This is a genomic window from Cellulomonas sp. McL0606, assembly GCF_058248365.1.
Genome location: NZ_CM177779.1, coordinates 645,759 through 660,152 on the forward strand (window position 1 = coordinate 645,759; position 14,394 = coordinate 660,152).

General features: G+C 72.6%; 10 protein-coding genes, 1 tRNA gene and 1 pseudogene. 10 read left to right on the forward strand and 2 right to left on the reverse strand.

Features of this window, described 5'->3' with window-relative positions; translation table 11 throughout:
* Positions 1–23 precede the first annotated feature (23 nt).
* Both AC38ZX_RS03345 and AC38ZX_RS03350 read left to right on the forward strand, forming a co-directional pair.
* A complete protein-coding gene (locus AC38ZX_RS03345) occupies positions 24–1,349 on the forward strand; it encodes a hypothetical protein (protein ID WP_491296334.1) in 1,326 nt (441 codons plus the stop codon).
* A gap of 101 nt (positions 1,350–1,450) precedes the next feature.
* A tRNA-Ala gene (locus AC38ZX_RS03350) sits at positions 1,451–1,522 on the forward strand.
* A gap of 83 nt (positions 1,523–1,605) precedes the next feature.
* Here AC38ZX_RS03350 and AC38ZX_RS03355 read toward each other — a convergent pair.
* Positions 1,606–1,878 carry a GlsB/YeaQ/YmgE family stress response membrane protein gene (locus AC38ZX_RS03355; protein ID WP_426594448.1) on the reverse strand — a complete coding sequence of 91 codons (273 nt, stop codon included), beginning with the start codon at positions 1,876–1,878 and terminating at the stop codon, positions 1,606–1,608.
* Positions 1,879–1,976: 98 nt separating this feature from the next.
* Between AC38ZX_RS03355 and AC38ZX_RS03360 the strand changes: the two genes are divergently transcribed.
* Positions 1,977–2,918 carry a bile acid:sodium symporter family protein gene (locus tag AC38ZX_RS03360; protein WP_491296335.1) on the forward strand — a complete coding sequence of 314 codons (942 nt, stop codon included), beginning with the start codon at positions 1,977–1,979 and terminating at the stop codon, positions 2,916–2,918.
* A gap of 45 nt (positions 2,919–2,963) precedes the next feature.
* A complete protein-coding gene (locus tag AC38ZX_RS03365) occupies positions 2,964–4,424 on the forward strand; it encodes a beta-N-acetylhexosaminidase (RefSeq protein ID WP_491296336.1) in 1,461 nt (486 codons plus the stop codon).
* Between the two features lie 15 nt (positions 4,425–4,439).
* On the opposite strand, the gene AC38ZX_RS03370 is transcribed toward AC38ZX_RS03365, so the two are convergent.
* Positions 4,440–6,293 (reverse strand): dolichyl-phosphate-mannose--protein mannosyltransferase, encoded by a 1,854-nt coding sequence (locus AC38ZX_RS03370; protein ID WP_491296337.1) that lies wholly within the window; start codon positions 6,291–6,293, stop codon positions 4,440–4,442.
* A gap of 16 nt (positions 6,294–6,309) precedes the next feature.
* Between AC38ZX_RS03370 and rsmI the strand changes: the two are divergent.
* From rsmI to AC38ZX_RS03400, 6 genes and pseudogenes are all read left to right on the forward strand, one after another.
* Positions 6,310–7,207, forward strand: a pseudogene (gene rsmI, locus AC38ZX_RS03375) (16S rRNA (cytidine(1402)-2'-O)-methyltransferase).
* Between the two features lie 214 nt (positions 7,208–7,421).
* A complete protein-coding gene (locus tag AC38ZX_RS03380; RefSeq protein ID WP_491296339.1) occupies positions 7,422–9,230 on the forward strand; it encodes an ABC transporter ATP-binding protein in 1,809 nt (602 codons plus the stop codon).
* A 3-nt stretch (positions 9,231–9,233) separates the two neighbouring features.
* Entirely contained in the window at positions 9,234–10,304 is a 1,071-nt protein-coding gene (locus AC38ZX_RS03385) for a PQQ-dependent sugar dehydrogenase (protein ID WP_491296340.1), read from the forward strand.
* 25 nt (positions 10,305–10,329) lie between these two features.
* Entirely contained in the window at positions 10,330–12,123 is a 1,794-nt protein-coding gene (gene metG / locus AC38ZX_RS03390; RefSeq protein ID WP_491296341.1) for a methionine--tRNA ligase, read from the forward strand.
* The gene (locus tag AC38ZX_RS03395; protein WP_491296342.1) at positions 12,123–13,034 is read left to right on the forward strand and encodes a TatD family hydrolase; all 912 of its coding nucleotides are present in this window, start codon (positions 12,123–12,125) and stop codon (positions 13,032–13,034) included. The genes metG and AC38ZX_RS03395 overlap by 1 nt, the downstream gene beginning before the upstream one ends.
* Before the next feature lie 145 nt (positions 13,035–13,179).
* Positions 13,180–14,379, forward strand: coding sequence for a resuscitation-promoting factor (locus AC38ZX_RS03400; protein ID WP_426594458.1), 1,200 nt, complete (start codon positions 13,180–13,182; stop codon positions 14,377–14,379).
* Positions 14,380–14,394 lie beyond the last annotated feature (15 nt).

Below are 14,394 nucleotides of genomic sequence, written 5' to 3' on the forward strand. Positions count from 1 at the left end.
GTCCGGGCGCCTACCGTCAGGGCGTGAACGATCTCGCAGGACCGGTCGCGCTCGCGCTGGTCGGCCTGTGGGTGGCGTACCTGGTGCCGCACAAGCTGCGGCACCGGCAACAGCTGCTCGAGTCCCGGGCGGACGACCGGTTCTCCGAGGCGCTGCGCGTGGTCGCGGTGACGACCCGTCCGGCCTCGGTGGCGGTTCCCGCCCTGGCCTCGGTGGCCGGCAGTACCGCGGGGCTACTGACCCCGGGCAAGGGCCTTCCGGTGCAGATCGGGAGCGCGACAGGAGGCACCACCGTGGACCGACCGCACGGCACGCAGGACCGGATCACCGCTGACGCCGCGCGGCGCGCCGCCCAGGCGCGGGCCGCTCGCGCCGCCGCCGTCACCCGTCGCGCGGCTGCCGCGCGCCGTCGTGCCGCCCTGGCCGGCGTGCTGCTCCTCGCGACCGTCGCGGGCTGGGCGGCCGTGGCCGTCGCGCCGACCGTCGGATGGGTGGCCGGCGTCGCGCCGACCGTCCTGCTCGGCGCCGTCCTCGTCCTCGGCCGCCGCGCCGTCCTCGCCGGCCGCGAGGCCGACGCGGAGTGGGAGGCACGGATCGCCGACGAGCGCCGCGTCGCCGCGTCGCCGCGCACCGGCGCCCAGCGCGCCGTGGCCACCGCGGCCGCCGCCTCCGCGGCCCGGGTGACGACGACCGCCCCTGTCGCGTCGTCCGCGCCGCTGCCCGCGAGGACCGCGCCCATCGTCAGGTCGGCGCCGCTGGTCAACGCCCCCGCCGCGACGACCGTCCCGGCCGGCGCGAGGTCCGCGTCCGCGGCGCCCGGCGCAGGCAAGTCCACGAGGTCCGCGCCCGCCGCCGCGGTCGCACCCGCGCCCGGCGCCGACGCGCCGGCGGTCGCGCCGGAGCCTCGCGGGTCGACGCTTCCGTTCGTGACCGGCCGTGCCGTCCACCCCTCCGACGCGAGCACCGAGGTGTTCGAGCGCATCGTGGAGGACAAGGGCGAGACCGGCGGTCCGGCCCGGCACTCGACGGGCGCGATCCCGGTCGTGCGTCGCTCGACGCTCACCGAGCCCGTCGCGCAGGTCGGCGACGCGACGACCGGTGCCACGACGTCGAGCGAGGACGATGCCTGGTCCCCGGTCCCGGTGCCGCGCCCGACCTACACGATGAAGGCGTCGGCCCCTCGTCGTGAGCCCGCCCCGCTCGAGAACCTCGAGGGGTCCACCGCGGCCCGTCCGGCCTCCGCCGAGTCGACGCCCGACGAGCGCGCGCCGCTGGAGGCCCCCGTCGAGACGACCGGCAGCCTCGACCTGAACGCCGTCCTGGCCAAGCGCCGCGCCGCCGGGGAATGACTGCCGCGGGACCCTCGTCGTGGAGCCGGTGACGAGGACGTCGGCCGGCCAGTCGATTTCGCGAAGCGAGCGGCCGTGGTGTTAGTCTTTAGCCCGCTCGCGGGGCTGTGGCGCAGTTGGTAGCGCGTCTCGTTCGCAATGAGAAGGTCAGGGGTTCGAATCCCCTCAGCCCACCCGCAGACGACGGCGGCCCCCCTCGGGAGGCCGCCGTCGCCGTCTGTCCGGACGCGCCCGCACGACCCTCGTCGCGCAGGATCTACAGGATCGACCGACGACGACCCCGCCGCGACACCGCGGCGACGAACACGGCCGCCAGACCGACCTGCAGCAGGAGCTCGATCCAGTCGACGCCGGGGGTGTTCCGGTCGCCGATCAGCGTGGCGAGCCACGTGCCGACCAGTGCGGCGACGATGCCGATGATCACGGTCACCAGCCACGAGATGCGCTGCTTGCCGCGCACGACCAGCCGACCGAGGATGCCGATGATGGCGCCGATGATGATGGCGCTGAGGATGCCGTTCTGAGTCATGGTCCAGCTCCTTGATCGACGACGGTCCCCCCACGACAACTAGCGAAGATAGAGCGATACGGCCGGCCCCGCGCGTCGAACCGGGCAGACTGACGCCCGTGACCCGGGTGCGCGCGTGGCTGGATCCCCAGGTCATCGTGGTGCTGGCGGCCCTGGCGCTGGGACTGTTCGTCCCGGCGGCGGGGAGCGTGGCGCAGGGGTTCGACACCCTGCGCACGGTCGCGATCGTGTCCCTGTTCTTCCTCTACGGCGCCCGCATGGCGACCCGCGAGGTCTGGGACGGGCTGCGCAACGCGCGCCTGCAGGGGCGGATGCTCGCGGCGACGTACGTGGCCTTCCCGATCCTGGGCCTGCTGGTCCAGCTGGTGCCGGGGCTCGACGACCAGACGAGGCACGGTCTGCTGTTCCTGAGCCTGCTCCCGTCGACGGTCCAGTCGTCGGTGGTGTTCACGTCGATCGCACGGGGCAACGTCGCGGGCGCGATCACGGGTGCGACGATCTCGAACCTCGTCGGCATCGTCGTCACCCCGCTGCTGGTCGGGCTGCTGCTGGTCCATGGCCGGGGCACCACCGACGTGTCCGGCATCGTCGGCCAGCTCCTCCTCCCGTTCGTCCTGGGCCAGCTGGCGCAGCCATGGATCGGGCAGTGGTTGCGCGCGCACGCAGGCGTGACCAGGGCGACGGACCGCGCGACCATCGCGCTCGTCGCCTACGTGTCGGTGAGCGAGGCCACGAACGCTGGCGCCTGGGACCACGTCACGGCGAGGTCGCTCGCGATCCTGGTGACCACGTGCGCGGTCCTGCTCGCCGCGATGCTGACCCTCACCTGGTCGGGCGGTCGCAGCCTCGTCCGACCCGACCGCGTCGCGCTGCTCATGGTGGGCTCGAAGAAGAGCCTGGCCACGGGCCTGCCGATGGCGGCCGTGCTGTTCAGCCCGGCGGTGTCTGCGAGCGTCACGCTGCCGGTCGTCGTCTTCCATCAGCTGCAGCTCGCGACGTGCGCGGTGATCGCTCGCCGTCTAGCGTCTCGCGTCGAGTAGCGTTTCCCCGGCGACCCCGCGCCACGCACAGACCCCAGGAGCCTCGTGCCCGCCGTCCCCGCAGTCATCCCGAAGCCCGCACGCCTGGAGGCGACGGGTGACGAGCCGTTCGTGATCTCCGAGTCGACCACCGTCGTGGTCGACGGTCGGCCCGACCTGATCGGGATCGCGGTGCTCGCGGCCGACCTGCTCGGACGGGTCACCGGCCGGTCGATCGAGGTCCGGTACGCCGACTCCGACGCCCCCGACGTGGTGCGGTTGCGGCTCACCGCTGCCGAGGGCGACGCCGACGAGTCGTACAGGCTCGTGTCGACGGCCGGACGCGTCGAGCTCGTGGCGAAGTCGCCGGCCGGGCTGGTCCGCGCGATCGTCACGCTGCGCCAGCTGCTGACCGCCGCGCCGGACGGTTCGTTGCGGGTCCCGTCGGTCATCGTCGAGGACGCGCCGCGCTACCGCTGGCGCGGGCTGTCCATCGACGTCGCGCGGCACTTCGTCGCCAAGCGCGACCTCAAGGTGCTCATCGGGCTGATGGCCCACTACAAGCTCAACGTGCTGCACCTGCACCTCTCGGACGACCAGGGGTGGCGCCTGCAGGTCCGCTCGCGCCCGCAGCTGACGCGCCTGTCCAGCAGCACCTCGGTCAACGGGGACCCGGGCGGGTACTACTCGGCCGACGACTACGCGGACATCGTCGCGTTCGCGTCGGCGCGCGGGGTGCGTGTCGTGCCGGAGATCGACGTCCCGGGTCACGTCAACGCCGCGACGCACGCGTACGGGAACCTCACCCCGAGCGGCGAGCCGACCGACGCCTACACGGGCATCGAGGTGGGCTTCAGCCGGCTGTACGCGGACCTGCCCGCGACGGGCGACTTCCTGCGGGAGGTGTTCGCCGACGTCGCCGCGATGACCCCCGGCGAGTACGTGCACATCGGTGGCGACGAGGTGCTGACCATGGAGCCGCAGGAGTACGCGACGCTCGTCGCGGCGGCGTCCGCGGCGGTCCGCGCGGCCGGCAAGAAGGTGGTCGGGTGGCAGGAGATCGCGCACACGCCGCTCGAGCCGGGCACGGTCGTGCAGTACTGGGACACGCGCGTCGAGCCCGAGCCCTTCGCCGCGGCCGCGCAGGCGGGGGCCCTCTTCCTGATGTCGCCGGGCAAGCACGCCTACCTGGACATGAAGTACGACGCCGACACCGTCCTCGGCCTGGAGTGGGCCGGGCACATCGAGCTGCGCGACGCCTACGAGTGGGAGCCGTCGACGCTCATCCCGGGCGTTCCGGCGGAGTCCGTGATCGGCGTCGAGGCGGCGATCTGGACCGAGACGTTGCGCGACCTGCACGCCCTGACGTCCATGCTGCTGCCGCGCCTCGCGGCGATCGCCGAGGTCGCGTGGACGGTTCCCGAGGATCGCGACTGGGACGACTTCCGCGCACGGATCGTCGACCAGGGACCGTTCTGGGACCGGCTGGGTCTGTCCTGGTACCGCAGCCCGCAGGTGGACTGGTAGGTCAGATCTGGCCGCTCAGATCCAGGTGCGCAGCCACATGTGGAGGTGCCAGAACTTGTACGGGATCACCCACGCGGACCAGATCGGGTAGAAGAACGCCCCGACCAGCACGATCAGCCCGACGAGGATCCCGCTGCCGATGATCGCCCGCCGTCGCCCGACGGGTTCCAGGTCCTTCGGGCCGACCACCAGACCTATCGCGTAGGTCAGGGTCAGCACGATCCACGGCGTGAACACGATCGAGTAGAACGTGAAGATCGTGCGGTGCTGGTAGGCGAACCAGGGCAGCCAGCCCGCGACGATGCCGGACAGGACGGCGCCGGCCCGCCAGTCGCGGTAGCGGATGAGCCAGACGAGCGCGACCAGGATCGCGGCGGTCGCGCACCACCACAGGATCGGGTTGCCCAGTGCGGTGATCGCCTGCGAGCAGGCCGACGCCCCGCACGCGTCCTGCGCCTGCTGACCGGTCAGGTGCGAGATCTCGGTGGGGTAGAACATCGACGTCGGCCGCCACTGCACGATCCATCCGAGCGGGTGCGCCGCGTACGCGTGCGGCGTGTCGAGGCCGTTGTGGAACGCCCACATCTGCTGGTGGTAGTACAGGAACGACCGCAGCACGGGCGGGAGCCACTGCACGCCCTCGCCGGGGTGCTGCGCGGCCCACTCGTGCCCGTAGGACTGCGGGTGCGTGAACCACGTCCACCAGCTGCCCACGTAGACGGCGAGCGCGATGAACACCATCGAGACGCCCGCGACGAGCCCGTCCTTGACGATGCCCGCCCAGACCCACTGCCGGACGCCCGCGGTGCGTCGTGCGGTGACGTCCCAGGCCACGCTGAGCAGCCCGAACACGGCCAGGAAGTACATCGCCGACCACTTGGTGCCCAGCCCCAGACCGAGCAGCACCGCCGCCGCCAGCCGCCACCAGCGCACCCCGAGGCCGGGACCCCAGCCGATCTCCCGCGCGCCGTCCAGGAGCGTCGCGGTCCGGTCCGCGAGCCGTCGCCGGGCCTGGTCGCGGTCCAGGAGCAGCGCCCCGAACGCCGCGAGCATGAAGAACATGAGGAAGGGGTCCAGCAGCGACACCCGCGACAGCACGATCGCCTCGCCGTCGACGGCCAGCAGCAGGCCGGCCACCGTCCCCAGCGCGGTCGACGCCAGCAGCCGGCGCCCGATGCGCGCGACCATGAGCACGGCGAGCGTGCCGCAGATCGCCGCCGACAGCCGCCACGCGGTCGAGCTCTCGATCCCGCCACCGAAGTGGATGCCCAGCGCGATCAGCCACTTGCCGACCTGCGGGTGCACCACGTACTCGCCGGTGGTGCCCAGCCCGCTGACGTTGCCGGCCTCGAACGCCGGGTTGGGGTTGTCCGTCCAGTTGGCCTCGTAGCCGTTGACCAGCAGCGACCAGGCGTCCTTGACGTAGTAGGTCTCGTCGAACACGAGCCGGTGCGGGCGGCCGAGGTCCCAGAACCGGATCAGACCTGCGAACACCGTCACGGCGATCGGCCAGACCCAGCCCATCAGGCGCGCACGGGGTGCGTCGTTGAGGGTGAGGGTGTCCGTGCCGAGCAGCAGCCGGAGCAGTCGCGGGCGGTTCGGCTCGGGCTCCTCGTCCGTGTCGTCGTCCGTGCGCTCGGGGGGGTCCAGGGTCGCGACGACGGTCGCGGTGCGGGCGTGGTCGTCCGAGGCCGGGTCCGCCGAGCCGCTGGACGCGCCGGTCGACGGCGTGCCGCGCAGGCCCACCGGAAGGGCGTCGCGGGCGTCCTCCTGCGGTCCGCTCGGCGGCGCGATGGGCGCGACCCAGGACGCGTCGGCGTCGGGTGACGGCGTCGCGGCGTCGTCTTCGGTGGGCGGCACGCCCGACATCGTAGGGGCGGCGCCTATGGCCGGGTGCAACGCCCGCGGCGGCAGGTGGCAGGCTGACCGCGTGGATGCTCCAGCCCCAGGCCGGCTCGTGCTGGCGGCGACCCCCATCGGAAACGCCGAGGACGCCTCCGCGCACCTGCGCCGGCTGCTCGAGCAGGCCGACGTGGTCGCCGCCGAGGACACCCGCCGCCTGCGCGCGCTCGCCGCGCGGCTCGGCGTCGTGATCGGTGGGCGGGTGGTCAGCCACCACGAGCACAACGAGACGTCGTCGTCCGTCGAGCTGCTGGCGGTCGTCGCGGGCGGCGGCACGGTCGTCGTCGTCACCGATGCCGGTATGCCGGCCGTCTCCGACCCCGGCTTCCGCGTGGTCACCGCCGCCGTCGCCGCGGGCCTGCCCGTCACGGCCGCGCCGGGGCCGAGCGCGGTGCTCACCGCGCTCGCGCTGTCCGGGCTGCCCACCGATCGCTTCTGCTTCGAGGGCTTCCCGCCGCGCAGGCCGGGCGAGCGGTCCCGTGCGTTCGAGGCTCCTCGCCGACGAGCGCCGCACGATGATCTTCTTCGAGGCCCCGCACCGCCTGGACGACACGCTCGCGGCGATGGTGTCGGCGTTCGGCGCGGAACGCCCGGCCGCCGTGTGCCGCGAGCTGACCAAGACCTACGAGGAGATCCGACGCGGGCCGTTGTCGGACCTCCTGGAGTGGGCCCGGGCTGACCAGGTGCGCGGCGAGATCGTGGTGGTGGTCGGTGGTGCCTCGGGTGCGGTCGAGCTGTCCACAGCCGACCTCGTCGCGGAGGTCCTGTCCCGGGCCGACGCCGGCGAACGCCTGAAGGATGCGGTGGCCGAGGTCGCCGCCGCGGCGGGCGTCCCGAAGCGCGACCTCTACGCCGCCGCCCTGGCCGCGAAGTCGCGCTGACCCCCACCGCTGCCTCCTCCAACACGGTCGAGAACGGCACTGTGACACGAGAACGGCAGTTCACCTTGCCGGTCTCGTGTCACAGTGCCGTTCTCGGCGGCTGGGCGGTCGAGACGGGGGGCGGGCCGGCGGCGGGATTCGGGCCGGCGCCGCGCTGATCGGGTGCTCCGGCACGGATGGACGGGGCCTGGATCAGGCGCATCGAATCGTTACGATGGGGGCCGTGACCGCACCCCAGACGCCGCTCGAGGAGACCTTCGACGGCGCGCACCCCGTGCGCACGCTCGGGCACCTCTTCCGGCCTCAGCGTCGCCGGATGGTCGTCGCGGGGCTCGCGTTCGCGGCCAAGCACTCGCCGATCTGGGTGATCCCCGCGCTGACCGCCAACGTGATCGACGTCGTGGTCCAGCACCAGCCGCTGCGTCAGCTGTGGATCGCTGCCGCGCTGATGACGTTGGTCATCGCCCAGAACGTGCCGCTCGCGCAGGTGTACGTCCGCTACCTGTCGGTGGCGGTGCGCACCGTGGAGACCAACCTGCGGATGTCGCTGAGCCGCCGGCTGCAGGAGCTGTCGATCGGCTACCACCGTCGGGTCAGCGCCGGGGTGCTGCAGGCCAAGATCGTCCGCGACGTCGAGAACGTGGTGGAGAGCAGCCGACAGGCGTTCGACTCGGGCATGGGTGCGATCACGACCCTCGTCGGCGCGCTGGTCATCACGGCTTTCCGCGTGCCCGAGTTCCTGCCGGTCTTCGCGCTGGCCGTGCCGGCCAGCGCGGCCCTCGTCGTCTCGATGCGCCGCCGGATGACGGCCCGCAACGCCGACTTCCGCGTCCAGGTGGAGCGGATGTCGGCGCGCGTCAGCGAGATGACGCACCTGATCCCCATCACCCGCGCGCACGCCCTGGAGCGCGACGAGCTGGACCGCATGGACGCCACGCTCGGCGACGTGCGCGACGCCGGCATCCGCCTCGACGTGACCAACGGCCGGTTCGGTGCGATGTCGTGGACCGCGATGCAGCTGCTCTCGGTCGCCTGCCTGATCGGTGCCGCGTGGGTGGCGTGGACCGGGCTGTGGGGCATGTCCGCGGGCGACGTGACCATGCTGAGCAGCTACTTCGTCGCGCTGACCGCGTCGGTCACCGCGCTGATGAGCCTGGCGCCGGTGATCACCAAGGGCCTGGAGTCCGTGCGGTCGATGTCCGAGGTGCTCACCGAGCCCGACCTCGAGCGCAACGCCGGCAAGGCAACCGTCGAGCACGTGCACGGCGACGTCGACTTCGAGTCGGTGCGGTACGTCTACGACGACGCCCCGGACGAGGTCGCCGTCGACGGGCTGGACCTGCACGTGCGGGCGGGGGAGACCATCGCGCTGGTGGGCCCGTCGGGCTCGGGCAAGTCGACCGTGCTCAACATGGTGATCGGCTTCCTGACCCCGTCGCTGGGCCGGATCCTGCTCGACGGCCGGGACATGGCCGACCTCGACCTGCGCTCGTACCGGCGTTCGCTCGCGGTGGTCCCGCAGGAGTCCCTGCTGTTCGAGGGGACCGTGCGCGACAACGTCACCTACGGCAGCCCGGACCTCACCGACGACGCCGTCCGCGACGCGCTGCGCGACGCCAACGCGCTCGAGTTCGTCGAGCAGATGGGCGGTCTGGACGCGGTCATCGGCGAGCGCGGCGCGCGCCTGTCCGGGGGCCAGCGACAGCGGCTGGCCATCGCCCGTGCCCTGGTGCGCGACCCGCGCATCTTGGTCCTCGACGAGGCGACGTCGGCGCTCGACACGTCGTCGGAGCGGCTGGTCCAGGAGGCCCTCGGCCGGCTCATGGCCGGCCGGACCACGTTCGTCGTCGCCCACCGCCTGTCCACCATCCGCGGCGCCGACCGCATCGCCTTCATGCGGGCCGGGCGGCTGGTGGAGATCGGGTCGCACGCCGAGTCGTCGCGGCGGGCGGCGCCTACGCCGAGCTGGACCGGCTCACGAGCGTCCCGGGCTAGCGCCACGGTTCGGACCGTGCTGGGCTGAGGGATGGCTCGTCGCGGGGTGCTCGTCGCCGTCGCCGTGCTGCTGCTCGCGGGCTGCACGGCCACGGACGTGCCGCGACCGAGCGCGGCACCCGCCGTCGGTGTCACGGCCACGGATCTCGTCACCGGCCTGGACGTCCCCTGGGGCCTCGCGTTCCTGCCCGACGGCCAGGCCGTGGTGACGCTGCGCGGCGCCGCCCGGGCGGTCCTGGTGGACGCCGAGGGCGGCGTGACGGACGTGACGGGGCCGGGTGCCGACCAGCTGACCACCGAGGTCCGGCCCGCCGGTGAGGGCGGGCTGCTCGGCGTCGCGGTGCTCGGCTCGTCTGCGGACGGTGCCGATCTCGCGTTCTACGCGACGACCGCCGACGACAACCGCGTCTTGCGCGGAACCCTCTCCGGGCACGACCTCGGACCGCTCACGCCGATCGTCACGGGGATCCACAAGGCCGGCAACCACGACGGCGGCCGGCTCGCGGTGGGCCCCGACGGCGACCTGTACGTGAGCACCGGTGACGCGGGAACCCGGCCGGACGCGCAGGACCCCGCCAGCCTGAACGGCAAGATCCTGCGGGTCACGTTCGACGGTGACCCGGCCCCGGGCAACCCCACACCGGGCAGCCGGGTGTGGAGCCTCGGGCACCGCAACGTGCAGGGGCTCGGCTGGTCCGCGGACGGCCGCATGTTCGCCTCGGAGTTCGGCCAGGACGCGTGGGACGAGCTGAACGTCATCGTCCCGGGCGGCAACTACGGCTGGCCCACCGTCGAGGGGCGCGGGGACGGGTTCGTGCAGCCGGTCGCGGTGTGGCACACGGACGAGGCGTCGCCGAGCGGCTTGGCGGTCACCCACGACGCCGTGTACCTCGCGGCGCTGCGCGGCGAGCGGCTCTGGCGGGTCCCGCTCACCGCGGACGGCGTCGGGACCCCGCAGGCCCTGCTCGTCGGGACCTACGGCCGCCTGCGCACCGTTGCCGTGGCGCCGGACGGGTCGCTGTGGGTGCTCACCAACAACACGGACGGCCGCGGCAACCCCCGGCCGGGCGACGACCGGATCCTGCGGGTGGACGTCGGCTGAAAGCCGCTCACCTAGGATCGGGCCCATGTCCCGCATCCTGTCTGCCGTCGCGTGGCCCTACGCGAACGGCCCCCGCCACATCGGTCACGTCGCCGGCTTCGGTGTCCCCTCCGACATCTTCAGCCGCTACATGCGGATGGCGGGCAACGAGGTGCTGATGGTCTCCGGCACCGACGAGCACGGGACGCCGATCCTCGTGCTGGCCGAGCAGGAGGGCGTGGGCCCGCAGGAGCTGGCGGACCGGTACAACCGCGTGATCGTCGAGGACCTGACCAACCTCGGGCTGTCGTACGACCTGTTCACGCGGACGACGACGCGCAACCACTACGCGGTCGTCCAGGAGATGTTCCGCACGGTGCACAAGAACGGCTACATGATCGAGCAGTCGACCCTGGGCGCCATCTCGCCGAGCACCGGCCGGACGCTGCCTGATAGGTACGTCGAGGGCACCTGCCCGATCTGCGGCTACGACGGCGCGCGCGGCGACCAGTGCGACAACTGCGGCAACCAGCTCGACGCCATCGACCTGATCAACCCGCACAGCCGGATCAACGGCGAGACGCCCAAGTTCGTCGAGTCCACCCACTTCTTCCTCGACCTGCCGGCGTTCGCGTCCGCGCTCGAGGCGTGGCTGCGCACGCGCACCGACTGGCGCCCGAACGTCCTGAACTTCTCGCTCAACCTCATCGACGACCTTCGCCCGCGCGCCATGACGCGGGACATCGACTGGGGTATCCCGGTGCCGCTGGAGGGCTGGGAGACCAACCCGAACAAGCGCCTGTACGTGTGGTTCGACGCGGTCATCGGCTACCTGTCGGCGTCGATCGAATGGGCACGCCGCAGCGGCGACCCGGACGCCTGGCGCCCGTTCTGGAACGACCCGACGGCCCTGAGCTACTACTTCATGGGCAAGGACAACATCACGTTCCACTCGCAGATCTGGCCGGCGGAGCTGCTCGCCTACGACGGCGGCGGCACGCGCGGAGGATCGCCCGGCGTGTTCGGGACGCTCAACCTGCCCACCGAGGTGGTGTCCAGCGAGTTCCTCACGATGGAGGGCAAGCAGTTCTCCTCGTCGCGCGGCGTGGTCATCTACGTCCGTGACGTGCTGTCGCGCTACCAGCCGGACGCGCTGCGCTACTTCCTGAGCGTCAACGGGCCGGAGAACCAGGACTCGGACTTCACGTGGGCGGACTTCAAGACCCGCACCAACACCGAGCTGGTGGCGGGCTGGGGCAACCTGGTCAACCGCACGGCCAGCATGATCGCCAAGAACTTCGGCGGGATCCCTGCCGCCGGACCCCTGCAGCCCGTCGACAGTGCCCTTCTCGCGACGACGGCCGCGGGCTTCGGCCGCGTCGGCGAGCTGCTCGAGGGTCACCGCAACAAGGCCGCGATCGGCGAGGCGATGCGGGTGGTCCAGGAGGCCAACCGGTACATCTCCGAGACCGAGCCATGGAAGCTGACCACCGACCGCGACCGCCTGGGCACCGTGCTGCACACGGCTGCGCAGGCGGTCAGCGACGCCAACACGCTGCTCGCCCCGTTCTTGCCGCACTCGGCGCAGGCGGTCCACGAGACGCTCGGCGGCACGGGCGTCTTCTCGCCGCTGCCACGGATCGACGAGGTCACCGACCTGGACGACGCCTCGCGGGCCTACCCGATCATCACGGGCGACTACGAGCTCGGCCGGACCGTCGCGCCGTGGGCGTCGAAGCCGCTCGTGCCCGGCACACCCGTCGCCAAGCCGTCCCCGGTGTTCACCAAGCTCGACGACTCGATCGTCGAGGAGGAGCTCGACCGGCTGCGGCAGGGCTGATGTCGCGGTCCCGAGCGCCCAGGGGCTGGCCGGATCCCCCCGAGCCGTTGCCGCTGGCCGTCGTCGACAACCACACCCACCTCGACTCGGTGCTGACGTGGCGGGCCGACGGGTGGGAGCAGGCCGACGACCTGGGCGCGCAGCTGGACCAGGCGGCCGCGGTGGGCGTCGAACGGATGGTCCAGGTCGGCTGCGACCTGGCGGCGGTGGACTGGACCTCGTCCGTGGTCCGCGCGCACCCGCAGCTGCTCGGCGCGGTGGCGATCCACCCGAACGAGGCCGTACGGCACGCGGGCGTCCGGGAGGTCGCCGCCGACGGTCTCGAACCCGAGGAGCCCCACGAGACCGGCCTCGACGACGCCCTGGCGCACGTCGCGTCCGTCGCGCGCGCGAACGACCGCATCCGCGCGATCGGCGAGACGGGCCTGGACCACTTCCGAGCCGGACCCGCGGGTCGCGCGGTCCAGCGGGAGGCGTTCCGCGCGCACATCGCCCTGGCCAAGGAGCTGGGCCTGGCGCTGCAGATCCACGACCGCGACGCCCACGACGAGGTGGTCGAGGTGCTGCTCGCCGACGGAGCACCGGACCGCACCGTGTTCCACTGCTTCTCGGGGGACGCCGACCTGGCGCGGCTCGCGGTCTCGCAGGGGTGGTACCTGTCGTTCGCGGGGCCGGTCTCGTTCGGGCCGAACGAGGACCTGCGCACGGCGCTGCGTGAGGTGCCGCCGTCCCGGCTGCTCGTGGAGACCGATGCGCCGTACCTGACCGTGCACCCCTTCCGCGGTCGCCCGAACGCGCCGTACCTCCTTCCCGGCACCGTGCGTACGGTCGCCGAGGTCACCGGGCGTGCGCTCGAGGACGTCTGCGCGTCGGTCGCGACGACGTCGGCGGCGGTCTACGGCGCGTGGTGACCCGTTTGTCCCCGAATGCCCGGAGCGCAGGTACCGCAACTCGGACGCCGGGTTTCGGGGATCATCACGGATCGGTTACGGTCGGACCGCCGTCCAGGACGGTGCCCAGCCCCCAGCCCCGCCCCCAGGACCGAGGAGCCACCGCGTGAGCGACGCAGAGGAGCGTGCGACGACCCGTCGCATCGTGCCTCGCGGACGCCTCGGCCGGCTCGTCGCCCAGGCCGCCGTGCTCGCCGTCGTCGCCGGGGTGACCAGCGCGTTCGCAGTGCTGCACAAGCAGGTCACGGTCGACGTCGACGGCCACCCGGTCCGCGTCGAGGCCTTCGGTCGGACGGTCGGCGACGTGCTGGCCAGCGGAAACATCACGGTCGGCGCCCGCGACCTGGTCGCGCCCTCGCTCGACGAGACGATCTCCTCGGACGACCAGATCGTGGTCCGCCACGGGCACGACGTCGACGTCGAGGTCGACGGCGCCCAGCGCAAGGTGTGGACCACCGCGCTCACCGTGGGCGAGGCCGTCGACTCGCTCGGGCTGCACGACGACGAGGTGCGCCTCTCGGCGTCGCGGTCGGCGTCGCTCGGCCGGGACATGCTGCGCGTCTCGACGCTCAAGACGATCCATCTCGTGGTCGACGGGCAGGTGATCGACGGCGTGAGCAGCGCCGCCACCGTCCGCGACGCCCTCAAGGACATCGGCCTCGTGCTGGACGACGGCGACCAGGTCTCGGTGCCGCTCGACGCCACCGCCGTGGACGGGCTGGTGGTCCTGGTGACCCGCGCGAGCACCGGTGGCGCGACCGTCACCGAAGCCGTGCCGTTCGACTCCCAGCAGGTCGACGACCCGAAGTCGATCAAGGGCACCACCGTCATCGAGACCAAGGGCAAGGCCGGCGTCCGGACCACCACGTACGAGCTGCAGACGGTCGGCGGAGTGGTCACCGGCCGCACGGCGATCTCGTCGGTGATCACGGTCGCCCCGGTCACGCAGGTGACCAAGGTGGGCACCCAGGAGCTGCCCGACCCGGCCGTCGTGGTCGTGGCACCCGGCAGCGCCCAGGAGATCGCCAAGGGCATGGTGGCCGCCCGCGGCTGGGGCGACGACCAGTTCGCCTGCCTGGTCTCGCTGTGGAACGCCGAGAGCGGCTGGCGCGTGAACGCGGGCAACCAGTCCTCGGGTGCCTACGGCATCCCGCAGGCGCTCCCGGGGTCCAAGATGGCCTCCGCAGGAGCCGACTGGCAGACCAACCCGGCCACCCAGATCACGTGGGGTCTGGGCTACATCGCGGGGCGGTACGGCACCCCGTGCGCGGCCTACGCCAAGCACCAGTCGTCGGGTTGGTACTGACCCACTTCGGCTGGT

Excerpts from the sequence above, each read along its gene's own strand:
- AC38ZX_RS03355 (WP_426594448.1), bottom strand. The coding sequence starts at position 1,878 with ATGACTCAGAACGGCATCCTCAGCGCCATCATCATCGGCGCCATCATC.
- AC38ZX_RS03370 (WP_491296337.1), bottom strand. The coding sequence starts at position 6,293 with ATGTCGGGCGTGCCGCCCACCGAAGACGACGCCGCGACGCCGTCACCC.
- AC38ZX_RS03380 (WP_491296339.1), top strand. The coding sequence starts at position 7,422 with ATGGGGGCCGTGACCGCACCCCAGACGCCGCTCGAGGAGACCTTCGAC.
- AC38ZX_RS03385 (WP_491296340.1), top strand. The coding sequence starts at position 9,234 with ATGGCTCGTCGCGGGGTGCTCGTCGCCGTCGCCGTGCTGCTGCTCGCG.
- metG (WP_491296341.1), top strand. The coding sequence starts at position 10,330 with ATGTCCCGCATCCTGTCTGCCGTCGCGTGGCCCTACGCGAACGGCCCC.
- AC38ZX_RS03395 (WP_491296342.1), top strand. The coding sequence starts at position 12,123 with ATGTCGCGGTCCCGAGCGCCCAGGGGCTGGCCGGATCCCCCCGAGCCG.